The organism is Citrobacter sp. wls711 (assembly GCF_005281055.1).
Lineage (GTDB): Bacteria > Pseudomonadota > Gammaproteobacteria > Enterobacterales > Enterobacteriaceae > Citrobacter > Citrobacter gillenii.
The window spans coordinates 80,038-104,911 of sequence record NZ_SZXC01000007.1 but is presented as its reverse complement, the minus strand read 5'-3'; the positions used below and the strand labels follow the sequence as shown (position 1 = coordinate 104,911).

The window sequence follows — 24,874 nt, the reverse complement described above, 5'->3', positions numbered from 1 at the left end:
TAGATACTCACATCGAGTAGAGAATATTAATGAGGGGAAAGTATATCACAGGGGAAGGAGAGAGAGGTTACCCGAGCAGGATGCAGCGGGTAACCGACAGGCTGTTACAGCACCATACGTACGATGTCGATGTTGCCTAATTCTTCGTACAGGGTTTCAACCTGCTCAATGTGCGTAGCAGTGATGGTGATAGAGACCGAGTGGTAGTTGCCTTTGCTGCTCGGTTTTACTGTTGGAGAGTAATCACCTGGCGCATGGCGCTGTACCACTTCAACCACCTGATCAACCAACTCCGGCAACGCCTGCCCCATTACTTTGTAAGTAAATGGAGTAGGGAATTCAAGCAGTTCGTTAAGTTTGGTTTTCATGTCAGCTCCGGCGTTACATCAAAAAATAATAACTCCCACGCTGAGTGGGAGTTATCTGGATACCTAGTATATGGGGACGTAAATCACACTTTCAAGTGTTCAATTTTTAGCCAAACCAGTGATGAAACATTAATTTAATGTAATCAATGATTTTACCAAAGAAGTTGCCTTCAGGGATTTCCTGCAGGACCACCAGCGGGCGCTGTTCAATGGTTTTGCCATCAAGCTGGAAATTGATGGTGCCGACAACCTGGTTTTTCTGCAGCGGCGCGTGCAGTTCAGTGGTGTTCAGTACATAGCTCGCTTTCAGGTCTTTCATACGGCCGCGCGGAATAGTCAGGTAGACATCTTTATCAACACCTAACGAGGCACGATCGGTATTACCAAACCAGGCCGGTTCAGAGGCAAATTCTTTGCCGACCTTCAGTGGGTTCACGGTTTCGAAGAAACGGAATCCCCAGGTCAGCAGCTTTTTGCTTTCGGTTTCACGACCTTTATAGGTGCGACCGCCCATGACGGCAGAGATCAGACGCATCTGACCTTCGGTAGCGGATGCCACCAGGTTATAGCCCGCTTTATCGGTGTGACCGGTTTTAATCCCGTCAACATTCAGGCTGTTATCCCACAGCAGGCCGTTACGGTTTAACTGACGAATGCCGTTGAAAGTGAACTCTTTTTCTCGGTAGATAGAGTATTCGTTAGGCACGTCGCGAATCAGCGCCTGACCAATCAACGCCATGTCACGTGCTGAGCTGTACTGACCTTCAGCATCCAGACCGTGGACGGTCTGGAAGTGGGTGTTTTTCAGTCCCAGCGCATTCACATAGCTGTTCATCAGGCCGACGAAAGCATCCTGGCTACCGGCAGCAAAGTCAGCCATTGCCACGCAAGCGTCGTTGCCGGATTGCAGGTTAATACCACGGATCAATTGTGAAACGGGAACCTGCATTCCCGGTTTCAGGAACATCAGCGATGAACCTTTAAACACCGGGTTACCGGTAGCCCACGCGTCATTGCCCACGGTGACCAAATCGGTTTCTTTGAATTTCCCGGCTTTCATGGCCTGACCGATGACATAGCTGGTCATCATTTTGGTCAGGCTGGCGGGGTCGCGGCGAGTGTCCGCATTCTGTTCGGCCAGAACCTTGCCTGAATTGTAATCAATCAGGATATAGGACTCCGCGTCGATCTGCGGAACGCCCGGGATCATGGTTTTAATATTCAGGTCATCGGCATGGGCAGCAGAGAGAGAGGCTGCGCAGAGAGCCGCGGTGAGCGCGATGCGCTGCACGAAACGAGCGGAAAAAGTGGTCTTCATGGTCTGAACTACGACGTCCGTGATGAAAGTAAAAAAAGTACCCTACTATAGCAAATGCGTAACTTACAGGCATCCGACTTTCCACATGACTTTGTTAATGTCATTGACAGAAATTGACAGAACGGGTGCCTGCTTTACGTTACTACACGCCGGTGATGAAGGACTGTAATTGCGCTTCGGATTGCAGGCGCTGCTGCAATGTACTGGCTTCCGCTTTGCTGGCGAACGGCCCCATCTGGATACGCCATACGGCACCGTTTTGTACCACGCGGCCCGGCACGCCAAACTGCTGGCTCAGTCGTTTTTGGTACTGCTGCGCACGGGCCTGCTCGCTGACGGCGCCCACCTGAACGACATAACGGCCATTGGTTGAAGCAACGGGTGTAGCAGCGGCCGGAGCAGATACCGGTGCTGACACTGTTGCAGGCGCTGTTGCAGGCGCTGTTGTTACGGGCTGTGGAGCCGGTGTGGGTTCGCTGCCTTCGAGCACGCCTGCGGCCAGCGTAGTTGGCGCACCAAGGAAACCATTGCTGTTAACTGGCGCACCGGTAGCGTCATCGCTTTTCAGCGTCGAATTACTGATAGGACGAATATCGCCTTGCGGCTGGCCTGCGTCCGGTGCAGAAGGCATAGTGTTACCCCCGCTTAAATCAGGACGAGACGGCAGGGCGTAAGTCTGTTTTGCGACCGTCGTACACGCCATTCCGGGGCCTGACAACGAACCGTCTTGCGCGACGATTATCGGATCAATACGCACTTTCGTATTGTTCGAGGTGTTCAGACGATCGGCCGCAGCGCGTGAAAGTGAAATCACGCGATCGTTGCCATAAGGACCACGATCGTTAATCCGTACGACGATCATCCTGCCGTTTGCCAGGTTGGTAATTCGGGCGTAGCTGGGAACCGGTAATGTCGGATGCGCAGCGGTGAGCTGCATGGGATCAAATGCCTCACCGGATGCGGTTAAATTGCTGCCGGGTTCCGCATCATAGATTGCGGCCAATCCGGCCTGGCTAAAGCGAGAGGGATCCTGAACAATTTTATAGCTTTTACCATCACGCTGGTAATCCTGATTAGCCGTTGGGTTCAGGGGTTCAAAACGCGGATCGGCTCCGCTGATTTCAACAATCGGACCATTACACACCGCCGGCTGCGGCGCGACAGCACCCTGTTGCTGACCATCATCATTCGAACACGCCGCGAGCATTCCTGCTGCGATGCAGATTCCAAGCCACTGCTTACGCATTGCGTACCCCTTACACGCTTTTCGACAACATTTTTCTATGGGTGTGGATCGACATCACAATCCCGAACCCGGCCATCAGCACAATCAGTGCAGAGCCTCCGTAACTGACCAGCGGGAGTGGAACCCCTACTACGGGCAGAATACCGCTCACCATACCAATATTTACGAAGACATAAACGAATAATATCAACATTAAACCACCGGCCATGACGCGACCAAAAGTGGTTTGCGCTCGGGCGGCAATCCATAGCCCACGCATAATCAGCAAAATGTACAGCGCCAGCAGAATTAAGATCCCTACTAGCCCAAGCTCTTCGGCTAACACCGCAAAGATAAAGTCGGTGTGGCGTTCGGGTAAAAATTCAAGCTGTGACTGCGTACCGTGCAGCCAGCCTTTGCCGCTCAGGCCGCCGGAACCAATAGCAATTTTAGACTGAATAATGTGATATCCCGCGCCCAGTGGGTCGGTTTCAGGGTCGAGAAGCATCATCACGCGCTGACGCTGGTAATCATGCATCAAGAAGAACCACAGTATCGGGATAAATGCGGCGACCAGAACCACAGCCACACCGATTAAGCGCCAGCTTAAGCCCGACAGGAACAGCACAAACAGGCCGGAAAGGGCAACAAGGATAGAGGTCCCGAGGTCAGGTTGCGCGGCAACCAGCAGCGTAGGCATGAAAATCAACACCAGCGCGATAGCGGTATTCTTCAGCGACGGCGGACAAACATCACGGTTGATAAAGCGTGCTACCATCAGCGGGACTGCAATTTTAGCAATTTCAGACGGCTGAAAACGCACAATGCCGAGGTCCAGCCAGCGCTGTGCGCCTTTAGAAATGGCCCCAAAGGCATCTACCGCTACCAGCAGAATAATACAGACAATATAGAGATAGGGGGCCCAGCCTTCGTAGACCCTGGGAGGGATCTGCGCCATCACCACCATGATGACCAGACCCATGGCTATTTGGCCGACCTTACGCTCCATCATGCCAATATCCTGGCCGCTGGCGCTCCAGATAACCAGCGAGCTGTAAACCAGCAGTGCCAGCAAAATAAGCAACATCGTGGGATCGATGTGAATTTTATCCCAGAACGTTTTTTTGTTCGGATTATCCGTCACGATTATTGGTCCTCAGCTGCGGTAGCCACCGGGTTTTCCGCAGGCAGATTGGTGTTGTTGTCGCCCAACATAATATGGTCAAGGATCTGGCGCATGATGGTACCTACAGGTGCACCGGCCCCGCCGTTTTCGAGGATAATCGCGACAGAGACCTCGGGTTTATCGTAGGGCGCAAATGCGATCATCAGCTTATGGTCGCGTAAACGTTCGGCAATTTTATGCGCATTATAGGTTTCATTGGCTTTCAGACCGAAGACCTGAGCGGTACCGGATTTTGCCGCAATTTTATACGGTGCACCGGCAAAATATTTATGCGCGGTACCGTTAGGACGGTTTGCAACACCGTACATACCGTCTTTGGCAATTTCCCAGTAACCGGAATGAATGTCACCCACCGGCGGCTCATGCGGCTGAACCCATGGCACCTGCTTGCCGTTTTCCGTGGTGCTCATCAGCAGATGTGGGACTTTTACCACGCCGTCGTTGATAAGAATCATCAGCGATTTACTCATCTGAATAGGGGTTGCTGTCCAGTACCCCTGACCGATGCCCACCGGAATAGTATCACCCTGGTACCATGGCTTTTTAAACCGTTTTTGCTTCCATTCACGCGTTGGCATATTACCGGCCCGCTCTTCGGCCAGATCGATCCCCGTATAATGGCCATAGCCGAATTTACTCATCCACTCTGAAAGACGGTCTATCCCCATATCATAGGCGATTTGGTAGAAAAACGTATCCGCAGATTCCTCCAGTGAGCGGGTGATGTTCAGATGACCATGCCCCCACTTTTTCCAGTCGCGGTAACGTTTTTCTGAACCGGGCAACTGCCACCAGCCTGGATCGAACAGCCCGGTATTCCGGGTAATCACGCCCGCGCTTAACGCGGATACCGCCACGTAAGGTTTAACGGTTGAGGCAGGGGGGTAAACACCTTGCGTCGCGCGGTTAACCAGTGGGGTATTGGGGTCATTGAGTAACCCTGCATAATCTTTGCTGGAGATACCGTCCACAAACAGGTTGGGATCGTAGCTGGGCATAGAAACCAGCGCCAGCACGCCGCCGGTACGCGGGTCAGTAACCACCACGGCGGCACGACTGCCGGCCAGCAGGGTTTCAATATACTGCTGGAGCTTTAAATCCAGCGTTAAATAGATATCGTGCCCGGCCTGAGGCGCCACTTCTTTCAATTGGCGAATTACGCGACCACGGTTGTTGACTTCAACTTCTTCGTAACCGGTCTGACCATGCAGAACGTCTTCGTAATAACGTTCAATACCCAGCTTGCCGATATCGTGGGTAGCGGCGTAGTTGGCGAGCTTGCCGTCTTTGTCCAGGCGTTCAACGTCTTTATCGTTAATTTTTGAGACGTAACCAATGACGTGAGTTAGCGCAGAGCCGTAGGGATAGTAACGGCGCTTATAGCCTTTGACTTCCACACCGGGAAAACGATATTGATTGACGGCAAAGCGTGCTACCTGCACTTCCGTCAGATTGGTTTTCACCGGAATGGACGTAAAGCGGTGGGAACGTGCGCGTTCTTTTTTAAAGGCGGCAATATCGTCGTCATTGAGATCAACCACTTCCCGCAGCGCATCCAGCGTTTGCTGAACGTTATCGACCTTCTCAGGCATCATTTCTATCTGGTAAATGGTGCGGTTGAGGGCCAGGGGAATGCCGTTACGGTCATAAATGATGCCGCGACTGGGGGCGATTGGCACCAGTTTGATGCGGTTTTCGTTTGAACGGGTCTGATAATCGGTGAAACGAACGATTTGCAGATTATACAGGTTGGCGATCAGCACGCCAGTGAGCAGCAAAATCCCCAAAAAAGCAACCAGCGCCCGACGCACAAACAGCGCGGACTCAGCCGTATAGTCGCGAAAAGAATTCTGTAGTTTCATCCGCTGCTTAATCTACTCAAGACTCAATGATCACTCACGGTGATAAGGGTGGTTGGTGGTAATGCTCCACGCTCTGTACAGACTCTCTGCCACCAGAACCCGAACAAGAGGGTGGGGAAGGGTTAATGCAGAGAGTGACCAGCTTTGCTCCGCGGCAGCCTTACAGGCAGGAGACAATCCTTCCGGTCCGCCAATCAGCAGACTGACGTCACGACCATCCAGTTTCCAGCGTTCCAGCTCGGTTGCCAGTTGCGGCGTGTCCCAGGGTTTTCCTGGGATATCAAGGGTGACGATGCGATTTTTGCCAGCGGCAGCCAGCATCTGTTCACCCTCTTTATCGAGTATGCGTTTAATATCCGCGTTCTTGCCGCGTTTTCCTGCTGGGATCTCGATAAGCTCAAAAGGCATGTCTTTTGGAAACCGACGGAGATACTCCGTAAAACCGGTTTGCACCCAGTCAGGCATTTTCGTACCCACAGCGACAAGTTGCAGCTTCACGCATTAACTCCAGAGTTTTTCCAGTTCATACAGGCGACGGCTTTCTTCCTGTAAAACGTGGACAATCACCTCGCCGAGATCAACGACGATCCAGTCGGCCACGTTCTCACCTTCAACGCCAAGCGGCAGCAGGCCAGCGGCGCGAGATTCCTGAACAACGTGGTCAGCGATAGACATGACATGGCGGCTGGATGTGCCGGTGCAGATAATCATGCAGTCAGTGATGCTGGATTTGCCCTGAACGTCTAAGGCGATGATGTCTTGACCTTTAAGGTCATCAATTTTGTCGATTACAAAATCCTGAAGTGCTTTACCCTGCAAGTGTTCCCCCTGGGTGAAAAGAGTTAAAAAGGCTTGTTAGTATACCTGAACCAGAGGCGATATCGGGACAAATGTCTCCGAAAACGCTTTTGAGGTGCGCTATCATCCCACCCCACGCAACAGAATGCATCGCCATTTTTGTAAAACAATTTCTGCAAAGCTCTGAAAGGCGGGAAAAGTCAGGCTGCGGAGAATAGCAGCCTGTCATGGGGTGTCAATGGGCGCGAGCCCCTTCGACAGAAAAAACCGCGTATTCACTCCCCCTCGCGCCATATGGCCCGGCTGTTTAACACTTTCAGCACCGCAAAATCGTCGCAAAAATCAATTGCGCTCCAGCACCCCTGTTCAACGCGGAAATGCCACATTGATGCCGCGGGCATTGACATGAGCCGGGCGATCAGCACGCTGAGTACACCCTGATGGCTGACCACCAGAAGGTTCTGCGAATCTTTATAATCAGCGAGTTGTGCAATGAAGTGCTCAACTCGCTGTGAAAATGCCTGAAAACCTTCGCCGTTGGTGGGGGTCGCATTCTGCCAGTCGTTACACCACAGCGCATAGTTTTCTGCGTCCTCACGCGCCAGATCGCGATGGTGGCGCATTTCCCAGTCGCCAAAGAACATTTCATTAAGCTCGGGCATGATCCGCAGTGGAACGTCGCGCCCCGCTAAGACCAACTGCGTGGTATGGCGCGCGCGTTCAAGCTCGCTGCAGAGGACGTGGTCGAAAGGAACGTTGTGTAACAGTGCGGCCAGTGTTTCAGCTTGGGTTATTCCCCGCTGAGTGAGCGATGTAGGGGCATGACCGCTGTATAACCCGGCAACGTTGGCGTCGGTTTCTCCATGACGTACTAACCAGAGTCTCATTTTTCCCTCGTGAGGCTATTCGCACGAAACATGATATTTGCCCTGATTGCGCAGTGACTTTTCAATAAAATACCCTTTTAAAACTGGAGCGGCACGATGTCTTTATTAAAGAGCGCGCATGGCGGTAATACCCGGGAAGCCGCCGCATTATTGGGCATCTCACCTGAGCAATTGCTGGATTTTAGCGCGAATATTAACCCGCTGGGTATGCCGGCAAGCTTAAAACGCGCACTAATCGACAATTTGGACCGTGCTGAGCGCTATCCGGACGTGGATTACGCCCACTTGCATGCCACGCTGGCGGAGCACCATCATGTTCCTGCGTCGTGGATCCTCGCCGGTAACGGGGAGACGGAGTCGATCTTTACGTTGGTTGATGGTCTTAAGCCGCGTCATGCGATGATCGTCATTCCCGGATTTGCGGAATATCGCCGGGCACTGCAATGGGGCGAATGCGCAATACACGAGTTTGCGCTGCGCGAAGAGGACGGTTGGCAACTGACCGGAGAGATTCTCGATGTACTCACCCCGGAGCTGGATTGCCTGTTCCTGTGTACACCTAACAATCCCACAGGGCTGTTGCCCGAACATCACCTGTTGCAGGAGATAGCACGGCGTTGTAAACAGCTCGGGATCGCATTGATCCTCGATGAAGCGTTTATCGATTTTATCGCCGGGGAACAGGGGTTTATTCCGCTGTTGCAAGAGAATCCGCACATCTGGGTTTTGCGTTCACTCACCAAATTTTATGCGATACCCGGCCTGCGCCTGGGATATCTGGTTAACAGCAACGAGCAGGCGGTAGCACACCTGCGCAGCCGGCAAATGCCCTGGTCAATCAATGCCTTTGCCGCACTGGCGGGCGAAATGATTCTCCACGATAGCGTCTATCAGCAGGCGACATGGGAATGGCTGGCGCATGAGGGGAACCGATTCGATCAACAACTGCAAAATCTGCCTGGCCTGACGGTGTATCCCGGACGGGCAAATTATCGCCTGTTACGCTGCGAAAGACCGGGTTTAGATTTGCAAAAATCATTGCTTGAACAGCATGTGTTGATCCGCAGTTGCGCTAACTATCCGGGGCTGGATGCGCGTTACTACCGGGTGGCTGTCCGTGGCGCTGAAGAGAACAACCGCCTGCTGGCGGCATTACGCTACGCGCTTAGCGGTACAACCCTTGCTGATTGATATAGTCCAGCACGGAGTCCGGCATTAAATCGTCACACGGCTCACCGTGTTCCAGTCGTTCGCGGATAAGGGTAGCGGAGATATTGAACCAGGGGGTTTCTGCCAGGTAAATTTTCCCGGCAGGAAGCTGGTGCAGGTCATCTGGCGAATGAGTCAGATGACGTTCGAGCCACTGCTGGTGCTGCGCCTGCGCCATCTCCAGCGGATACCCCGGTCGTCGGCAGACGATGAGATGGGTATTGTCCAGAATGGTGTCGGAATTGTGCCAGGAAGGAAAGGTGAGCAGTGAGTCCTGACCAATAATAAACGCCAGCGGCGCGAGTGGCCCTTGCTCCTCGCGCCACTCCTTGAGAGTTTGGGCGGTGTAAGAGGCCGTATCTCGTTTTAGCTCACGTTCATCCAGGATAAACAAAGGCTTGTCAGCAATTGCCAGCTCAAGCATCTGTTTACGCTGTGCGCTGGAGGCTTCGGGTTGCGCACGATGCGGCGGCACATTATTAGGCATGATAATCACCCGTGACAGGCCAATCAGATTAGCCAGAATTTCCACGGGTTTAAGATGACCATAATGCACCGGATCAAAGGTGCCACCGAACAAAGCCTGTAATGATTTCATATCAACCATCAATAAAAATATCTGCCAGTGATTTATGGCAGAGCAGAAGAGAAAGTCCCTCAAGCTCGGCCCATACTGACTGACCATAATCTTGTTTAAGCGTAATTTCCGTGCGCGTTAACAACTGTACCGCCTGGCGTAATTGCTCAGATGACAGCCGGTTTAGCGCATCACCCATCATGCCGCGGCGGTTTTGCCATACCCGATGCTTATCAAACAAGGCGCGTAATGGTGTGTGGGCTGATTGCCTTTTCAGGTTGACCAGTAACAGTAATTCACGCTGTATCGTGCGCAGCAGAATAACCGGCTCACTGCCTTCAAGGCGCAGTTGCTGCAGGATATGTAGCGCGCGTTTACTTTTGCCCATCAACAGCGCATCGACCCAATGGAAGGGGGTAAAGTGCGCCGCATCGTTAACCGCTTGCTCCACACGAGGCAACGTGAGTTTTCCATCAGGCCACAGCAATGATAACCGCTCCAGCGCCTGCGCCAGGGCTAACAGGTTACCTTCATAGCAATAACATAATAGCTGATTGGCGGCTTCGTCCAGTTGCAGGTTGCTTTGTTTCGCTCTGGCGGCAACCCAGCGAGGGAGCTGCGCCTGCTCTGGCGTCTGGCAGCTCACCTGAACAGCATGGCTCGCCAGACTGGTATACCAGGCGGCGTTTTCCTGTGCTTTGGTCAGTTTGTTGCCGCGAACAATCAGCAGCAGATCGTCATGTAGCAGGGTAACCAGCGTGGCGAGTTGTTCGTTAATGGCGGCATTAGGGCCGTTTTCAGGCAGCTGTAGAAGTAATGTCTGCCGGCTGGCAAACAGGCTCATGGCCTGACAGAGGGAAAAAATCGCCCCCCAGTCAGTACTGGTATCGAGGGTGAACGTGTGGTGTTCTTCGAACCCTTGCACAGTGGCGGCCAGACGGACGGCATCCTGGCTTTCCTGCAACAAGAGGGGATCGTTGCCCAGTAATAAGTACGCCGCGCGCAGCCCTTCTTTGAGCTGTGCGCGGAGTTGTTCAGGGTACAACTTGAGCATCAGTTACCCAGCGTGGTGGAGACACGCGCCGGAGAAGACGTTGGCGCGGCTGTTTCATTCTCAGCAGGCTGTACGTCATCACTGGATGACTGAGTATCGGCAATGTGCACGCTTGGCAGCTTACGAATCAACTGTTCGGCCGCTTTGTCATACATCTCTTTGATGATCATTTCCTGCTCGTTATCCTTCGCCAGTGCAGCCTGTGAGTTGTCAAAGAATGAACGATAGACCTTGGCGCTGATTGGGTAAATGTCATGACCTGGAATCAGGACGGTGGCACTGACCGACATCACCATCTGGTATTCAGCCGTTTGACCATTCTGGAATACAGACGCCGTATCCTGAGAAATGCTGACTGCTCCCAGACGCAGGGACGGCACGTCTTTACGCATAGAACCGCTTTCGAGCAGTTCGATGTCGTTCAGACGTAACTGGTTGCGTACCGCGCGGCTTAACGGGCCGTTCGGATCGCCAGAGTCCAGGATCATAGTTTTCATTGTGGGCGGTACCTGCGTAGTGCTACGCAGATGCCAACCACACCCAGCGGTGACCAGCACCACCAGGGATAACAACAGAGTTGTCAGATGTCGCACGCTTCCTCCCGCGCTTAGCCAACGACCAGATTGAGGAGTTTACCCGGTACATAAATCACTTTACGTACGGTAACGCCATCAAGATATTTTGCTACCAGATGCTCCTGGCCAGCACGCTCACGAACTTGCTCTTCGGTGGCGTTGACTGGAACGGTGATTTTGCCACGTACTTTACCGTTCACCTGCACCACAACCAGCGTTGAGTCTTCGACCATTGCGCTGTCGTCAGCAACCGGCCACGGTGCGTTGTCGATATCGCCTTCGCCCTTCAGCGCCTGCCACAAGGTGAAGCATACGTGCGGGGTAAACGGGTTGAGCATACGCACAACGGCCAGCAACGCTTCCTGCATCAGGGCGCGATCCTGTTCGTCTTCCTGCGACGCTTTTGCCAGCTTGTTCATCAGTTCCATAATTGCCGCAATCGCGGTGTTAAAGGTCTGACGTCGGCCGATATCATCGGTCACTTTCGCAATGGTTTTGTGAACATCACGACGCAGCGCTTTTTGATCTTCGCTCAATGCTTCAACGTTCAGGGCGGCAACATCACCTTTGCTGGTGTGTTCGTAAACCAGTTTCCAGACACGTTTCAGGAAGCGGTTTGCCCCTTCTACGCCGGATTCCTGCCATTCCAGGGTCATATCAGCCGGAGAGGCGAACATCATGAACAAACGTACGGTGTCCGCGCCGTAACGCTCAACCATCACCTGCGGGTCGATACCGTTGTTTTTCGACTTGGACATCTTGCTCATGCCGGTATACACCAGTTCATGACCTTCGGCGTCCTGCGCCTTCACGATACGGCCTTTCTCGTCACGTTCAACGATGGCATCAACCGGAGAAACCCAGTTACGCTCGCCGTTTACGCCTACATAGTAGAAGGCATCAGCCAGCACCATACCCTGACACAACAGCTGTTTAGCCGGTTCGTCAGAGTTTACCATGCCCGCGTCGCGCATCAGCTTGTGGAAGAAGCGGAAGTAGAGCAGGTGCATGATGGCGTGCTCAATACCACCAATGTAGATATCAACTGGCAGCCAGTAGTTGGCGGCCTTAGAGTCCAGCATGCCTTCCTGATACTGCGGGCAGGTGTAGCGCGCGTAGTACCAAGAAGATTCCATAAAGGTATCAAAGGTGTCGGTTTCACGTAGAGCAGGCATACCGTTAACGGTAGTCTTCGCCCACTCCGGGTCCGCTTTAATCGGGCTGGTGATACCGTCCATGACGACATCTTCTGGCAGAATAACCGGCAGCTGATCTTCTGGGGTTGGCAACACGGTGCCATCTTCCAGCGTGACCATTGGGATTGGCGCTCCCCAGTAACGCTGACGGGAAACACCCCAGTCACGCAGACGATAGTTAACTTTGCGCTCGCCCACGCCTTTTTCGACCAGCTTGTCGGCAATGGCGTTGAAAGCCGCTTCGAAATCGAGACCGTCGAACTCACCAGAATTAAACAGCACGCCTTTCTCGGTCAGTGCCTGCTCAGACAGATCCGGTTCTGAACCGTCCGCTGCCAGGATAACTGGCTTGATGCTCAGACCATACTTGGTTGCGAACTCGTAGTCGCGCTGATCGTGACCCGGCACGGCCATCACGGCACCAGTGCCGTATTCCATCAGCACGAAGTTTGCAGCCCAAACGGGGATTTCTTCGCCGGTCAGCGGGTGAATGGCTTTAAAGCCAGTGTCGACGCCTTTCTTCTCCATGGTCGCCATTTCAGCTTCGGCAACCTTGGTGTTGCGGCATTCGTCGATGAATGCAGCCAGCTCTGGGTTATTCGCCGCGGCTCTCTGCGCCAGCGGGTGACCTGCGGCAACCGCCAGGTAAGTGGCACCCATAAAGGTGTCAGGGCGGGTGGTGTACACGGTCAGCGTGTTGTCATAGCCGTTGACATCAAAGGTGATTTCCACGCCTTCAGAGCGGCCAATCCAGTTGCGCTGCATCGTTTTTACGGTGTCAGGCCAGTGATCCAGGCGGTCCAGGTCACGCAGCAGTTCGTCAGCGTATGCGGTGATTTTGATAAACCACTGCGGGATCTCTTTCCGCTCAACTTTGGTATCACAGCGCCAGCAGCAGCCGTCAATAACCTGTTCGTTCGCCAGTACTGTCTGGTCATTAGGGCACCAGTTAACCGCAGAGGTTTTCTTGTACACCAGACCTTTTTTGTACAGTTCAGTGAAGAACTTTTGCTCCCAACGGTAATATTCCGGGGTGCAGGTCGCCAACTCACGGCTCCAGTCATAGCCGAAGCCCAGCATTTTGAGCTGGTTCTTCATGTAAGCGATGTTGTCGTACGTCCACGGAGCAGGCGCGGTATTGTTTTTCACCGCCGCGCCTTCAGCTGGCAGGCCGAATGCATCCCAGCCAATCGGCTGCAGAACGTTTTTGCCCAGCATACGCTGATAGCGGGCGATCACATCACCGATAGTGTAGTTACGTACGTGGCCCATGTGTAGTCGACCAGAAGGATAGGGAAGCATAGACAGGCAGTAATACTTCTCTTTGCTCTCGTCTTCGGTAACTTCAAATGTGCGCTTCTCATCCCAGTGAAGCTGTACTTTGGATTCTATCTCTTCCGGGCGGTATTGCTCTTGCATGGCAGCCAGTGGTCCTGTTTTCAATACAGCTACAAACGTAGCTTTAGATGTGGTGTTTCAGATCCGCATAGCATAGCCCAAACGTCCGCGTCAAAACAGCCTTTCGCGCATTCAGCATTGAATTCCCGCAAGGATAAATATTGCACGAATTTACATACTCTGTGGACAGTCTTGCAAAGCGTAGTGTAAATAACGTCTATTATTATAGACAGTTAACGACCCAGGAGGCGAAGCGATGAACAAGGTTGCTCAATATTACCGTGAACTGGTGACGTCACTTAGCGAACGTCTGCGCAATGGTGAACGCGATATCGATGCGCTGGTGGACCAGGCACGTCAGCGAGTTATGCAGACCGGGGAGTTAACGCGAACCGAGGTAGAGGAACTCACCAGGGCCGTCAGACGCGACCTTGAAGAGTTCGCGCTCAGTTATGAAGAGAGTCTCGATGAGGAGACTGACAGCGTTTTTATGCGGGTCATCAAGGAGAGTATCTGGCAAGAACTGGCGGATATTACTGATAAAACCCAGCTTGAATGGCGCGAAGTGTTTCAGGATCTGAGTCATCACGGGGTTTATCACAGCGGCGAGGTGGTCGGGCTGGGGAATCTGGTTTGTGAGAAATGCCACTTCCATTTAGCCGTTTATACGCCAGACGTGCTGCCGCTATGCCCGAAATGCGGTCACGATCAATTCCAGCGCAGACCGTTCGAACCGTGATTTTTGTGCCGGATGCGACGTGAAGCGTCTTATCCGGCCTACTCACTACGCGTAAAACTTCAGGCGCTCAGCCAGCAGATCGACAAAACCTTGTCGGTCGATATCAACCATAACCGTGGCGTTGGGTTTATTTCCGCTCAGGAAATAGTAATCCACTACGGTCATGCCCTGCGTGTATTTTCCCTGCGTCTCTACGCCGACCCAGCGTTCAACGGTGGTAAACAGTTCGGGCTTTAGTAGCCAGGCAATGGTGCACGGATCGTGTAGCGGTGCGCCAATGAATCCCCATTTCTCGTCTTTGTGATATTCGAAGAAGAAATCCAGTAACTCAGCGACAATGCTCGCCACAGGATTGCCAATCGCGCGCAATCGCTCGGTGTCTTCACGATGAATTTGTGCTTTATGTGTGACGTCCAGCCCGGCCATCACTACCGGAATACCTGATTGAAACACCATCTCTGCCGCTTCGGGATCAACATAAATATTGAACTCAGCAGCCGGTGTCCAGTTTCCGAGTCCCATCGCGCCGCCCATAATCACAATACGGGCGATTTTCTTATGCAACTCGGGGTGGCTGTTCAGCAGCAGTGCTACGTTAGTTTGGGGGCCAGTTGATACAATCGTGACCGGTTCCGGGCTTTCGCGTAGGGTTTTCGCCATTAACTCCACGGCGGTACAACTTTGCGGGGTAAATGCCGGCTCCGGCAGCACGGGGCCGTCCAGGCCACTTTCTCCGTGAACGTTATCGGCAATTATCAACTCGCGCATCAGGGGCTTTAACGCGCCACCGGCAACGGGGATATCCGGGCGGTTGAGCAGCGTTAACATACGCAACACATTACGCAGGGTTTTATCAGGCGTCTGGTTGCCCGCTGAGGATGTTATGGCTTTAACATCAAGTTCCGGTGAGGCGAGGGCGAGAACAATTGCGATAGCGTCGTCATGACCTGGATCGCAATCAAACAGGATCGGAAGTGCCATTGTGACTCCTTGTGAGTGGGACTTTGTGACAAGGTTAACGCCGGGCTGTATGTGATTCGAGAAGCGAAGAAAGAAAGCGTGATTTGGCGCGCACTCTGATGTGCGCGCCGGGAAGATTAATGCAGGATTTTGGCGAGGAAGTCTTTGGCGCGGTCTGATTTTGGATTGGCAAAGAACTCTTCTTTCGGCGAGTCTTCCACAATCTTACCCTCATCCATAAAGATTACCCGGTTCGCCACTTTCCGAGCGAAGCCCATTTCGTGGGTGACCACCATCATGGTCATCCCTTCATGAGCCAGCTCGACCATGACGTCCAGCACCTCGTTGATCATTTCTGGATCGAGCGCTGAGGTGGGTTCATCAAACAACATGGCGATAGGATCCATACACAGCGCCCGGGCAATGGCCACGCGCTGCTGCTGTCCACCAGAAAGCTGGGCCGGAAACTTATCGGCATGGGCCGACAGTCCTACGCGCTCAAGCAGTTTTTGTGCTTTGTCGCGAGCAGGCTTTTTATCGCGTTTAAGTACTTTTACCTGGGCCAGGGTCAGGTTTTCGATGATCGACAAATGTGGGAACAGTTCAAAGTGCTGGAAGACCATGCCCACGCGAGAACGCAGTTTGGCCAGATCGGTCTTTTTGTCATTCACCACGGTACCGTCAACGGTGATCACGCCCTGCTGCACAGGCTCCAGGCCGTTTACCGTTTTGATCAGCGTCGATTTACCGGAGCCTGACGGACCGCAAACTACCACTACTTCACCTTTTTTAACTTCCGTGGAGCAGTCGGTCAGAACCTGAAAGTGACCATACCATTTAGAAACATTTTTCAGGGTAATCATTAAACTGTCCTTTTCTTCAAATAGCTGACCAACAACGATGCGCTCAGACTGAATACAAAATAGACGGCGCCAGCGAACAGGATCATCTCGACCTGTGTGCCGTCACGCTCGCCAATGGTGGAGGCGGTACGGAAGAAATCTGCCAGACTTAATACGTAGACCAGCGAGGTGTCCTGGAATAGAACGATGCCCTGGGTCAGCAGCAACGGCACCATCGCGCGAAATGCCTGCGGCAGAATAATGAGCTTCATCGACTGCCAGTGGGTCATCCCTAACGCCAGCGCGGCGCTGGACTGTCCACGAGAAATACTCTGGATCCCGGCACGGATAATCTCTGAGTAGTACGCCGCTTCAAACATCGAAAACGCCACCATCGCTGAGATCAGACGAATATCGGTTTTCGGTGACAGGCCTAATACGTTCTGTAAGAACCCCGGTACAATCAGATAGAACCACAGCAGCACCATGACCAGCGGAATAGAGCGGAATACGTTCACGTAGATCTTCGCAAACCAGGCAATGGGCGCGAAGCTGGACAGACGCATTACCGCGAGGATAGTTCCCCAAACGATGCCAATAATGACCGCCGTAACGGTAATTTTCAGCGTGATCATCAGCCCATCCAGCAGATACGGCAGGGAGGGGACAATGGAACTCCAGTCAAATTCGTACATTATTTGCCTCCCAAATTGCCAGGCAGGCGAGTTTTACGTTCAACCAGATTCATCACCAGCATAATAAAGGCGTTAATCAAGACGTAGGCAAGGGTGATAGCCGTAAACGACTCCCAGGCGTGGGCAGAGTAATCCAGCAGCTTGCCTGCCTGTGCTGCCATATCGACCAGACCGATGGTTGAGGCAATGGCGGAGTTTTTCACCAGGTTCATCATTTCTGATGTCATCGGCGGTACGATTACGCGGTAGGCGTTGGGCAGCAGAACATAGCGATAGGCCTGCGGTAGCGTCAGCCCCATCGCCAGCGCGGCGTTTTTTTGTCCGCGAGGCAAAGACTGAATCGCGGCGCGCACCTGCTCACAAACGCGGGCGGCGGTAAACAGCCCCAGGCAAAGCATTGAGGAGAGGAAAAACTGGATGTTGGGATCCAACTCAGCCTTGAACCACATGCCAATGTTTTCTGGGAGCAGTTCCGGGATCACCAGATACCAGGTAAAAAATTGTACGATCAGCGGAACGTTACGAAACAGTTCAACGTACAACGTGCCTATCCCGGAAAGGAAACGGTTAGGAACGGTGCGTAAGATGCCGAATAGGGAACCTATCAGGAAAGCAATAATCCAGGCGGTGATTGAAAGCGCGACGGTGACCTGGAAACCACTCCAGAGCCAGCCGAGATAGGTGGTGTTGCCGAACGGGGCTTCTTGTAAAAAAATCCCCCAGTTCCAGTCTATAGACATAAATCTACTCCAGAAAAAAAAAGGGTAGCAGCGCTACCCTCGAAGATTGTTGAGAAGCTCATTTTTCGCGCTGAGTGGGGAACGGCCACTCAGCGTATAGTCTGTCCATGCTTCCCGACAATCGTGAGGGCCAGGTGAACTCGCCCCATTTATTTTAGTTAGTTGAGTGCTTTATCATTTGGTTCTTTGAACAGGGCCTTCATCTCGCTCGACAGTTCGAAATTCATATTCAGGTTCTTTGGCGGAATAGGGTTTTTAAACCATTTATCAAACCACTTCTCTGCTTCACCTGAAGTTTGTGCCTGTGCAATGGTGTCATCCATCAGCTTTTTGAACGCGACGTCGTCTTTACGCAGCATACAGCCGTACGCTTCCTGAGATTGTGGCTTGCCGACGATCTCCCAGTTGTCCGGTTTCTTCGCCTTCGCGCGCTCACCAGCCAGCAGGGCGTCATCCATCATAAAGGCGACAGCGCGACCGCTTTCGAGGGTACGGAAAGAGTCACCGTGGTCTTTCGCACTGATGATGCGCATATCCATTTTTTGTTCTTCGTTCAGCTTATGCAGCAGCACTTCCGAGGTGGTACCGGAAGTCACAACCACCGCTTTGCCTTTCAAGTCAGCGAAATCTTTGATATCGCCGCCTTTTTTCGCCAGCAGGCGGGTGCCGACAACGAAAATGGTGTCAGAAAAGGCCGCTTGTTTCTGGCGTTCAACGTTGTTGGTGGTGGAACCACATTCAAAGTCGAAGGTGCCGTTTTGCAGCAGCGGAATGCGGTTCTGGGAGGTAATCGGAATCAGCTTCACCTGCAGGTCAGGCTTGTTCAGCTTTTTCTTCACGGCCTCAACAATTGCGTTGGAGTAATCCTGTGAATAACCGACCACTTTCTGCTGATTATCGTAGTAGGAAAACGGGACCGAGGATTCACGGTGTCCGACGACGATGACGCCATTTTTAGCGATCTTGTCCAGGGTGCTGCTTGCCGCAGGGGCGGCATCTTCCGCGTGCGCCAGACCGGCAGACATTCCCACGACCAGCATGGCAGTGGCGAGCTTACGTAATTGCATATCCAACTCCTTTATCGTCTGCGTCAGGGACGCATTGATACCCATTGTGATGTTGTTATTGTTTGCTACTTAAAAGTGCAGTCTTGTATGTGTTTGTTAACATTTAGTTTGGATGAATGTAAAGAATTTGCTGTGTTATTGTTTATTTTTGCGAAGTGCGCCGCACCGTTTGAGGGCAAAAATATCTTGTTGCACATTTCAGGTGCTACCTGTGCTCAAATTTGGTGCGACCAGGTTGCACATTCAACCAAAACAGCGTTTGCCTTGTATAACAAAGCAATAGGCGTGCCAGAATGGGAGATGAGAGGGGATGTGTTAGCCGGACAAGGCGCGTGAGCGCCAACATCCGGCAATATGACAGAGCAGAGATTATTTACGACGTTGGCGCAGACTCATGACGATCGCGCCAAAGCCTAACAACGCGGTAATCAGCCATAACGGCCAGTTTCCGGTACGCGCATACGGCGTGAGACCCGTTGTCGGGGTAACGCTGGTGGTCAGTACCTGTCGGGTAAACTGCGGGATCATGGCCTGCACTTCACCTTGCGGGCCAATCACCGCCGTGATGCCATTATTAGTGCTACGCAACAGCGGACGCGCCAGCTCCAGTGACCGCATGCGTGCCATCTGGAAGTGCTGCCATGGACCGATGGATTTACCAAACCAGGCATCATTGGAGATGGTCAGCAAGTAGTCCGTATCCGGGCGGAAGTTATCCCGTACCTGTTCGCCAAGAATAATTTCGTAGCAGATTGCCGCCGTCAGCTTAAAGCCGTGCGCCTGCAGCTGTGGCTGCACATACGGTCCTCGGCTGAAGGATGACATGGGTAAGTCAAAGAACGGCGCCAGCGGGCGTAGAATCGATTCCAGCGGCACAAACTCACCAAACGGGACAAGGTGATTTTTGTTGTAACGATTGCTGGAGTCATAGCTGTACGGACTGTCTTTACCCAGCGTGATGATGGTGTTGTAGGTATCGTAGCGGTTTTGCTTGTTAAGGCGCGCGTCAACAATACCGGTGATTAGCGTGCTGTTTTTAGATTTTAGCAGGTCATCCATCATGCCGAGGAAACGCTGCTGATTGATCTCCAGATCAGGAATAGCGGACTCTGGCCAGATGATAAGCTGTGATTTGCCCATTTCGGGCTGCGTGGCATCAAGGTAAATCTTCAACGTGTTGATGAGCTGACCTTCATCCCACTTCAGCGACTGCGGAATGTCACCTTGCACCATCGAAACTTGGGTGGTTTTTTCTGGCTCCAGCGTATACCACTGGATGTAGCGCAGCGGGAAGGGCAGAGCGAACAATACCACGGCAGTAACCAGAGGACGCCAGTTACGTGTGACTAACGCCAGCGCCAGCAGGCCGCTGACCATCATCAGCAGGAAGTTAATCGCCTCGACGCCCATTACCGGCGCCAGGCCTTTCAGCGGGCCGTCAATCTGGCTGTAGCCAAACTGTAGCCATGGGAAGCCGGTCAGCACCCAGCCGCGCAGGAATTCGGTTATCTGCCAGACTACCGGGGCAGCAATCGCCACCCGCAGCCAGCTGGTTTTTGGCCACAGGCGCGACAGAACGCCCGCAAACAAACCTGTGTACAGCGAGAGGTATGCCGCAAGCAATACCACAAGGAATACGTTAACCGGGCCTGGCATACCGCCAAATTGCGCAATGCTGACATAGACCCAGTTGATGCCGGAGCCAAAAAGACCCATTCCCCAGACATAGCCGATAGCGGCAGACTGGAGTGGGCGACGGTTGAGAGTTAAGGCCTGCAGACCCATCAGCGAAATAATCGCCGCAGGCCAGATGTCATACGGAGAGAACGCCAGCGTCCCGCATGCACCGAATAATAACGCCAGCAGCAGGCGAATGCGCTGGCGTTCAATTAAGGGGGCAAATGCCATGTAGTCTTTGATCCAGTTTCGGGTTTATTCGTCCAGTTTTGGCTGGGGTGAGTCGTCCGGAATTCTGACATGAACCTGAATAATACGACGGCTGTCGGCCATGGCAACTTTGAACTGGTAGCCATCAATGTCGATAGTCTCTCCACGTGCGGGCAGATGACCAAAGGCCTGCATCACCAAACCGCCAATAGTATCGACTTCTTCGTCGCTAAAGTGGGTGCCGAAGGCTTCGTTGAAGTCTTCGATCGGGGCCAGCGCACGAATGGTCCAGGTGTGGCGACTGAGCTGACGGAAATCGATATCGTCTTCTTCGTCGTATTCATCTTCGATTTCACCGACGATCAGTTCAAGAATGTCCTCAATGGTCACCAGACCCGAGACACCGCCGAACTCGTCGATAACGATAGCCATATGGTACCGCTGAGAGCGGAACTCTTTCAGCATGCGGTCAACACGCTTGCTCTCAGGTACGACAACCGCCGGGCGTAACACTTTTTCCATGCTGAAAGCTTCGGCATCACTGCGCATAAACGGCAGCAAGTCTTTCGCCATCAGAATCCCTTCAATGTGATCTTTGTCTTCGCTGATCACCGGGAAACGCGAGTGGGCGGACTCGATGATGACATCAAGACACTCATCCAGAGTCTGGTTGCGTTTCAGTGTGATCATCTGGGACCGGGGGATCATGATGTCGCGAACACGTTGGTCCGCAATGTCCATCACCCCTTCGAGCATATCGCGCGTATCTTCATCGATAAGGTCGTTTTGCCCGGAATCACGGATCAGCTCCAACAGTTCGTCGCGGTTTTTTGGTTCACCGTGGAAAAGTTGGCTCAGTAACAGGGAAAAGAATCCCTTTTTGCTGTGTAAGGTGTCACTACTGTGTGAATTGTCGTCGCTCATGGCGTCGTATGGGTTCTCATGTTAGTTAATAGATTGCTCAAGGCACGTAAACTCAGTGCCCGGCGTCGTGACCTGTCACCGGCTTGACCGGCAGCAGGTTATTCCTTCTCGGCAATGTACGGATCCTCATAGCCCAGAGCAAGCATAATCTCTGTTTCGAGGGATTCCATTTCTTCCGCTTCGTCGTCTTCGATATGGTCGTAGCCTAAGAGATGCAGGCTACCGTGTATAACCATGTGTGCCCAGTGGGCTTCAAGAGGCTTACCTTGCTCCTGCGCTTCTTTTTCGACCACCTGACGACAGATGACCAGATCGCCCAGCAGCGGCAGTTCGATGCCCGGTGGGGCCTCAAACGGGAAGGACAGCACGTTGGTTGACTTGTCTTTCCCGCGATAGGTCAGGTTCAGTTCGTGGCTTTCAGCGTCATCGACCAGGCGAATGGTGACCTCTGACTCTTCCTGAAACTGCGGGATCACCGCATCCAGCCATGCCTGAAACTGGCGCTCATCCGGTAAACCGGCGTTATCTTCACATGCCAGCTGTAAATCGAGAATAACCTGACTCATTTTTGTTCCTGTTCCTGGGCTTCACGCTTGCGTTCCGCTGCCTGTTCGGCTTTACGTTTTTGTTCTGCTTCTTCCCAGGCTTCATACGCCGTCACGATACGGGCAACCACCGGATGGCGCACCACGTCTTCGCTATGGAAGAAATTAAAGCTAATCTCATCGACCTCAGCCAACACTTCGATGGCATGACGCAGGCCGGATTTGGTGCTGCGCGGCAGGTCAATTTGGGTAATGTCGCCGGTGATCACCGCTTTGGAATTGAAGCCAATACGGGTCAGGAACATTTTCATCTGTTCGATAGTCGTGTTCTGGCTCTCATCAAGGATAATGAACGCATCGTTCAGCGTACGACCGCGCATATAAGCCAGCGGGGCGACTTCAATGACGTTACGCTCGATAAGCTTCTCCACCTTCTCAAAACCGAGCATTTCGAACAGCGCATCATACAGCGGACGTAAATAAGGATCGACTTTCTGGCTGAGATCGCCCGGCAGGAAGCCCAGTTTTTCACCGGCTTCAACCGCCGGACGGGTCAGCAGAATACGGCGAATTTCCTGACGCTCGAGCGCATCGACCGCGGCGGCTACCGCCAGGTAGGTTTTACCCGTCCCTGCAGGACCGACGCCGAAGGTGATGTCGTGGTCGAGAATATTGGCGATGTATTGCGCTTGATTCGGCGTACGCGGTTTGATCACGCCACGCTTGGTTTTGATATTCACCGCTTTGCCAAACTCCGGCACGCTGTCTGCGCTCTGCTCAAGGACACGCGCTTCTTTGATTGCCAGGTGAATTTGTTCCGGCTCAATGTCCTGCGTCTTGCCGCGCATTGGCGCGGTATCGACGTACAGGCTGTGTAAAATATCTGCCGCAGCGGTAACGCAAATCGGGCGACCGGTCAGCTTAAAGTGGTTGTCGCGGCGGTTAATTTCGATACCAAGGCGACGTTCCAGCTGTTTGATGTTGTCATCAAAAGGACCGCACAGGCTCAACAGACGGGCATTGTCTGCGGGCTCAAGGGTAATTTCGCGAGTGTCTATGTTCAAACCGTTCCTCTTATGCAGATATCGCCGGACGTCGAACATTTACCGGCATGTAGGGAAATTATTCACGCCACAGGGAAAAGGCGCAAGCATTGCAATGAAGATGGGGGCGTAGAGAGGAAATACAAGACCCTCCCCGTCATACTTCAAGCCGCAGAGGCGTTGCCTGCACTTGCGCACCCCAGTCACATAGTTATCTATGCTCCTGGGGATTTGCTCGTTTGTCGCCTTTCTGCAACTCGAATTATTTAGGGGATAGAGGAGGGGGTATGGTAATTACGGCTGATAAATGCCGACACCCAGATCGTTTTCTTTGCGGGTACGCGCAATGACCGACTCCGGACTTTCTGCGATGCGCAGGCCCATTTCGTCCTCGGTACGCACGACTTTACCGCGCAGGGAGTTAGTCCAGACGTCGGTAATTTCAACATCCACAAACTTACCGACCATATCCGGGGTGCCTTCAAAATTCACCACACGGTTATTTTCAGTACGACCCGACAGCTCCATTACGCTTTTACGCGACGTGCCTTCGACCAGAATACGCTGGGTGGTGCCGAGCATACGGCGGCTCCAGGCCATGGCCTGCTGGTTGATGCGATCCTGCAGGATATACAGACGTTGCTTTTTCTCTTCTTCCGGGACGTCGTCAACCATATCGGCGGCAGGCGTGCCAGGACGAGCTGAGAAGATAAAGCTGTAGCTCATGTCGAAGTTAACGTCGGCAATCAGCTTCATGGTCTGCTCGAAATCTTGTGTGGTTTCGCCAGGGAAGCCCACGATGAAGTCGGAGCTAATCTGAATATCCGGGCGTGCAGCGCGCAGTTTGCGGATGATCGCCTTGTATTCCAGCGCGGTATGGGTACGTCCCATCAGGTTTAGTACACGATCTGAGCCACTCTGTACCGGCAGGTGCAGGAAGCTTACCAGCTCCGGGGTGTCGCGATAGACTTCAACGATATCGTCGGTGAACTCAATTGGATGACTGGTAGTGAAACGGATACGGTCAATGCCGTCGATCGCCGCTACCAGACGCAGTAAATCTGCGAATGAGCCGGTCGTGCCGTCGTAGTTCTCACCGCGCCAGGCGTTAACGTTTTGCCCCAGCAGGTTGACTTCACGTACGCCCTGCGCCGCAAGTTGGGCAATTTCAAGCAGGATATCGTCCGCCGGACGGCTGACTTCTTCACCGCGGGTGTAGGGCACCACGCAGTAAGTGCAGTATTTGTTACAGCCTTCCATGATGGACACAAACGCGCTTGGACCTTCAGCACGCGGTTCCGGCAGGCGGTCGAACTTTTCGATTTCCGGGAAACTGATATCCACCACTGGACTACGGCTGGTGCTACCGCGCACTTTGTTGATCATTTCCGGCAGGCGGTGCAGGGTTTGTGGCCCAAAAATAATGTCGACGTAGTGTGCACGTTGACGAATATGGTCGCCTTCCTGGGAGGCGACACAGCCACCCACGCCGATAATCAGATTCGGGTTTTTCTCTTTTAAGAGTTTCCAGCGACCTAACTGATGGAAAACTTTTTCCTGAGCCTTCTCGCGAATTGAGCAGGTATTCAGCAGCAGCACATCCGCTTCTTCCGCCACGTCGGTCAGTTGATACCCGTGAGTGGCATCCAGCAGATCGGCCATCTTCGATGAATCGTATTCGTTCATCTGACAGCCCCAGGTTTTAATATGGAGTTTTTTAGTCATCGACTTGCTCTTGCGAAATTGTGGCTGAAATGCAGGGCGCATAGTGTACTGCGT

The 24,874-nt window shown here is 52.9% G+C and carries 25 protein-coding genes; 3 read left to right on the top strand and 22 right to left on the bottom strand.

The window, feature by feature from the left end:
- Positions 1–104 precede the first annotated feature (104 nt).
- From ybeD to FDW98_RS02430, 8 genes are all read right to left on the bottom strand, one after another.
- On the bottom strand, positions 105–368 hold the full coding sequence (gene ybeD / locus FDW98_RS02465) for a DUF493 family protein YbeD (RefSeq protein ID WP_003022706.1): 264 nt from the start codon (positions 366–368) through the stop codon (positions 105–107).
- Between the two features lie 106 nt (positions 369–474).
- Positions 475–1,686, bottom strand: coding sequence for a D-alanyl-D-alanine carboxypeptidase DacA (gene dacA / locus FDW98_RS02460; RefSeq protein WP_096757902.1), 1,212 nt, complete (start codon positions 1,684–1,686; stop codon positions 475–477).
- Between the two features lie 142 nt (positions 1,687–1,828).
- Positions 1,829–2,932, bottom strand: coding sequence for an endolytic peptidoglycan transglycosylase RlpA (gene rlpA / locus FDW98_RS02455; RefSeq protein ID WP_096757901.1), 1,104 nt, complete (start codon positions 2,930–2,932; stop codon positions 1,829–1,831).
- Positions 2,933–2,942: 10 nt separating this feature from the next.
- On the bottom strand, positions 2,943–4,055 hold the full coding sequence (gene mrdB / locus FDW98_RS02450; protein WP_096757900.1) for a peptidoglycan glycosyltransferase MrdB: 1,113 nt from the start codon (positions 4,053–4,055) through the stop codon (positions 2,943–2,945).
- Positions 4,056–4,057: 2 nt separating this feature from the next.
- Positions 4,058–5,959 carry a peptidoglycan DD-transpeptidase MrdA gene (gene mrdA, locus FDW98_RS02445; protein WP_096757899.1) on the bottom strand — a complete coding sequence of 634 codons (1,902 nt, stop codon included), beginning with the start codon at positions 5,957–5,959 and terminating at the stop codon, positions 4,058–4,060.
- A 30-nt stretch (positions 5,960–5,989) separates the two neighbouring features.
- The gene (gene rlmH, locus FDW98_RS02440; protein ID WP_003022725.1) at positions 5,990–6,457 is read right to left on the bottom strand and encodes a 23S rRNA (pseudouridine(1915)-N(3))-methyltransferase RlmH; all 468 of its coding nucleotides are present in this window, start codon (positions 6,455–6,457) and stop codon (positions 5,990–5,992) included.
- A gap of 3 nt (positions 6,458–6,460) precedes the next feature.
- On the bottom strand, positions 6,461–6,778 hold the full coding sequence (rsfS, locus tag FDW98_RS02435; protein WP_096757898.1) for a ribosome silencing factor: 318 nt from the start codon (positions 6,776–6,778) through the stop codon (positions 6,461–6,463).
- Between the two features lie 254 nt (positions 6,779–7,032).
- On the bottom strand, positions 7,033–7,644 hold the full coding sequence (locus tag FDW98_RS02430) for an adenosylcobalamin/alpha-ribazole phosphatase (protein WP_096757897.1): 612 nt from the start codon (positions 7,642–7,644) through the stop codon (positions 7,033–7,035).
- A 96-nt stretch (positions 7,645–7,740) separates the two neighbouring features.
- Here FDW98_RS02430 and cobD point away from each other — a divergent pair, with 96 nt between their 5' ends.
- Positions 7,741–8,835, top strand: coding sequence for a threonine-phosphate decarboxylase CobD (gene cobD / locus FDW98_RS02425; RefSeq protein ID WP_096757896.1), 1,095 nt, complete (start codon positions 7,741–7,743; stop codon positions 8,833–8,835).
- Here the strand turns inward: cobD and nadD are convergent.
- From nadD to leuS, 4 genes are read right to left on the bottom strand one after another with little or no spacing between them, the layout of a single operon-like run.
- Entirely contained in the window at positions 8,810–9,451 is a 642-nt protein-coding gene (nadD, locus tag FDW98_RS02420; RefSeq protein ID WP_096759450.1) for a nicotinate-nucleotide adenylyltransferase, read from the bottom strand. The genes cobD and nadD overlap by 26 nt on opposite strands.
- A gap of 1 nt (position 9,452) precedes the next feature.
- The gene (holA, locus tag FDW98_RS02415) at positions 9,453–10,484 is read right to left on the bottom strand and encodes a DNA polymerase III subunit delta (protein ID WP_096757895.1); all 1,032 of its coding nucleotides are present in this window, start codon (positions 10,482–10,484) and stop codon (positions 9,453–9,455) included.
- Positions 10,484–11,077: an LPS assembly lipoprotein LptE gene (gene lptE, locus FDW98_RS02410; RefSeq protein ID WP_096757894.1), complete on the bottom strand. Its 594-nt coding sequence runs from the start codon at positions 11,075–11,077 to the stop codon at positions 10,484–10,486. The genes holA and lptE overlap by 1 nt, the downstream gene beginning before the upstream one ends.
- Positions 11,078–11,091: 14 nt before the next feature.
- Complete coding sequence (leuS, locus tag FDW98_RS02405) at positions 11,092–13,674, bottom strand: leucine--tRNA ligase (RefSeq protein ID WP_096757893.1); 2,583 nt, start codon at positions 13,672–13,674, stop codon at positions 11,092–11,094.
- 235 nt (positions 13,675–13,909) lie between these two features.
- Here leuS and FDW98_RS02400 point away from each other — a divergent pair, with 235 nt between their 5' ends.
- Positions 13,910–14,392 (top strand): zinc ribbon-containing protein, encoded by a 483-nt coding sequence (locus FDW98_RS02400; protein ID WP_096757892.1) that lies wholly within the window; start codon positions 13,910–13,912, stop codon positions 14,390–14,392.
- A 45-nt stretch (positions 14,393–14,437) separates the two neighbouring features.
- On the opposite strand, the gene rihA is transcribed toward FDW98_RS02400, so the two are convergent.
- From rihA to gltI, 5 genes are all read right to left on the bottom strand, one after another.
- On the bottom strand, positions 14,438–15,373 hold the full coding sequence (gene rihA / locus FDW98_RS02395; RefSeq protein ID WP_096757891.1) for a pyrimidine-specific ribonucleoside hydrolase RihA: 936 nt from the start codon (positions 15,371–15,373) through the stop codon (positions 14,438–14,440).
- A 116-nt stretch (positions 15,374–15,489) separates the two neighbouring features.
- On the bottom strand, positions 15,490–16,215 hold the full coding sequence (gene gltL, locus FDW98_RS02390; RefSeq protein ID WP_096757890.1) for a glutamate/aspartate ABC transporter ATP-binding protein GltL: 726 nt from the start codon (positions 16,213–16,215) through the stop codon (positions 15,490–15,492).
- A complete protein-coding gene (gene gltK / locus FDW98_RS02385) occupies positions 16,215–16,889 on the bottom strand; it encodes a glutamate/aspartate ABC transporter permease GltK (RefSeq protein WP_096757889.1) in 675 nt (224 codons plus the stop codon). The genes gltL and gltK overlap by 1 nt, the downstream gene beginning before the upstream one ends.
- Positions 16,889–17,629 carry a glutamate/aspartate ABC transporter permease GltJ gene (gene gltJ / locus FDW98_RS02380; protein WP_096757888.1) on the bottom strand — a complete coding sequence of 247 codons (741 nt, stop codon included), beginning with the start codon at positions 17,627–17,629 and terminating at the stop codon, positions 16,889–16,891. The genes gltK and gltJ overlap by 1 nt, the downstream gene beginning before the upstream one ends.
- 158 nt (positions 17,630–17,787) lie before the next feature.
- Complete coding sequence (gene gltI / locus FDW98_RS02375) at positions 17,788–18,696, bottom strand: glutamate/aspartate ABC transporter substrate-binding protein GltI (protein WP_096757887.1); 909 nt, start codon at positions 18,694–18,696, stop codon at positions 17,788–17,790.
- Between gltI and FDW98_RS23355 the strand changes: the two genes are divergently transcribed.
- The gene (locus FDW98_RS23355; RefSeq protein ID WP_170975190.1) at positions 18,691–19,032 is read left to right on the top strand and encodes a hypothetical protein; all 342 of its coding nucleotides are present in this window, start codon (positions 18,691–18,693) and stop codon (positions 19,030–19,032) included. The two genes, gltI and FDW98_RS23355, sit on opposite strands and share 6 nt — an antisense overlap.
- 33 nt (positions 19,033–19,065) lie before the next feature.
- Here FDW98_RS23355 and lnt read toward each other — a convergent pair whose 3' ends face one another.
- From lnt to miaB, 5 genes are all read right to left on the bottom strand, one after another.
- Entirely contained in the window at positions 19,066–20,604 is a 1,539-nt protein-coding gene (lnt, locus tag FDW98_RS02370; RefSeq protein WP_096757885.1) for an apolipoprotein N-acyltransferase, read from the bottom strand.
- Between the two features lie 24 nt (positions 20,605–20,628).
- A complete protein-coding gene (corC, locus tag FDW98_RS02365) occupies positions 20,629–21,507 on the bottom strand; it encodes a CNNM family magnesium/cobalt transport protein CorC (protein ID WP_096757884.1) in 879 nt (292 codons plus the stop codon).
- Between the two features lie 98 nt (positions 21,508–21,605).
- Positions 21,606–22,073 (bottom strand): rRNA maturation RNase YbeY, encoded by a 468-nt coding sequence (gene ybeY / locus FDW98_RS02360; RefSeq protein ID WP_096757883.1) that lies wholly within the window; start codon positions 22,071–22,073, stop codon positions 21,606–21,608.
- On the bottom strand, positions 22,070–23,116 hold the full coding sequence (locus FDW98_RS02355) for a PhoH family protein (RefSeq protein WP_167456046.1): 1,047 nt from the start codon (positions 23,114–23,116) through the stop codon (positions 22,070–22,072). Before FDW98_RS02355 ends, ybeY begins: the two co-directional genes overlap by 4 nt.
- A 273-nt stretch (positions 23,117–23,389) precedes the next feature.
- Positions 23,390–24,820, bottom strand: coding sequence for a tRNA (N6-isopentenyl adenosine(37)-C2)-methylthiotransferase MiaB (gene miaB / locus FDW98_RS02350; protein WP_096757880.1), 1,431 nt, complete (start codon positions 24,818–24,820; stop codon positions 23,390–23,392).
- Between the last annotated feature and the right edge of the window lie 54 nt (positions 24,821–24,874).

Bases quoted from the DNA above. Each gene is read 5' to 3' on its own strand.
- ybeD (WP_003022706.1), bottom strand. From the start codon at position 368: ATGAAAACCAAACTTAACGAACTGCTTGAATTCCCTACTCCATTTACT.
- dacA (WP_096757902.1), bottom strand. From the start codon at position 1,686: ATGAAGACCACTTTTTCCGCTCGTTTCGTGCAGCGCATCGCGCTCACC.
- rlpA (WP_096757901.1), bottom strand. From the start codon at position 2,932: ATGCGTAAGCAGTGGCTTGGAATCTGCATCGCAGCAGGAATGCTCGCG.
- mrdA (WP_096757899.1), bottom strand. From the start codon at position 5,959: ATGAAACTACAGAATTCTTTTCGCGACTATACGGCTGAGTCCGCGCTG.
- FDW98_RS02430 (WP_096757897.1), bottom strand. From the start codon at position 7,644: ATGAGACTCTGGTTAGTACGTCATGGAGAAACCGACGCCAACGTTGCC.
- cobD (WP_096757896.1), top strand. From the start codon at position 7,741: ATGTCTTTATTAAAGAGCGCGCATGGCGGTAATACCCGGGAAGCCGCC.
- nadD (WP_096759450.1), bottom strand. From the start codon at position 9,451: ATGAAATCATTACAGGCTTTGTTCGGTGGCACCTTTGATCCGGTGCAT.
- holA (WP_096757895.1), bottom strand. From the start codon at position 10,484: ATGCTCAAGTTGTACCCTGAACAACTCCGCGCACAGCTCAAAGAAGGG.
- leuS (WP_096757893.1), bottom strand. From the start codon at position 13,674: ATGCAAGAGCAATACCGCCCGGAAGAGATAGAATCCAAAGTACAGCTT.
- FDW98_RS02400 (WP_096757892.1), top strand. From the start codon at position 13,910: ATGAACAAGGTTGCTCAATATTACCGTGAACTGGTGACGTCACTTAGC.
- rihA (WP_096757891.1), bottom strand. From the start codon at position 15,373: ATGGCACTTCCGATCCTGTTTGATTGCGATCCAGGTCATGACGACGCT.
- gltL (WP_096757890.1), bottom strand. From the start codon at position 16,215: ATGATTACCCTGAAAAATGTTTCTAAATGGTATGGTCACTTTCAGGTT.
- gltK (WP_096757889.1), bottom strand. From the start codon at position 16,889: ATGTACGAATTTGACTGGAGTTCCATTGTCCCCTCCCTGCCGTATCTG.
- gltJ (WP_096757888.1), bottom strand. From the start codon at position 17,629: ATGTCTATAGACTGGAACTGGGGGATTTTTTTACAAGAAGCCCCGTTC.
- gltI (WP_096757887.1), bottom strand. From the start codon at position 18,696: ATGCAATTACGTAAGCTCGCCACTGCCATGCTGGTCGTGGGAATGTCT.
- lnt (WP_096757885.1), bottom strand. From the start codon at position 20,604: ATGGCATTTGCCCCCTTAATTGAACGCCAGCGCATTCGCCTGCTGCTG.
- corC (WP_096757884.1), bottom strand. From the start codon at position 21,507: ATGAGCGACGACAATTCACACAGTAGTGACACCTTACACAGCAAAAAG.
- ybeY (WP_096757883.1), bottom strand. From the start codon at position 22,073: ATGAGTCAGGTTATTCTCGATTTACAGCTGGCATGTGAAGATAACGCC.
- miaB (WP_096757880.1), bottom strand. From the start codon at position 24,820: ATGACTAAAAAACTCCATATTAAAACCTGGGGCTGTCAGATGAACGAA.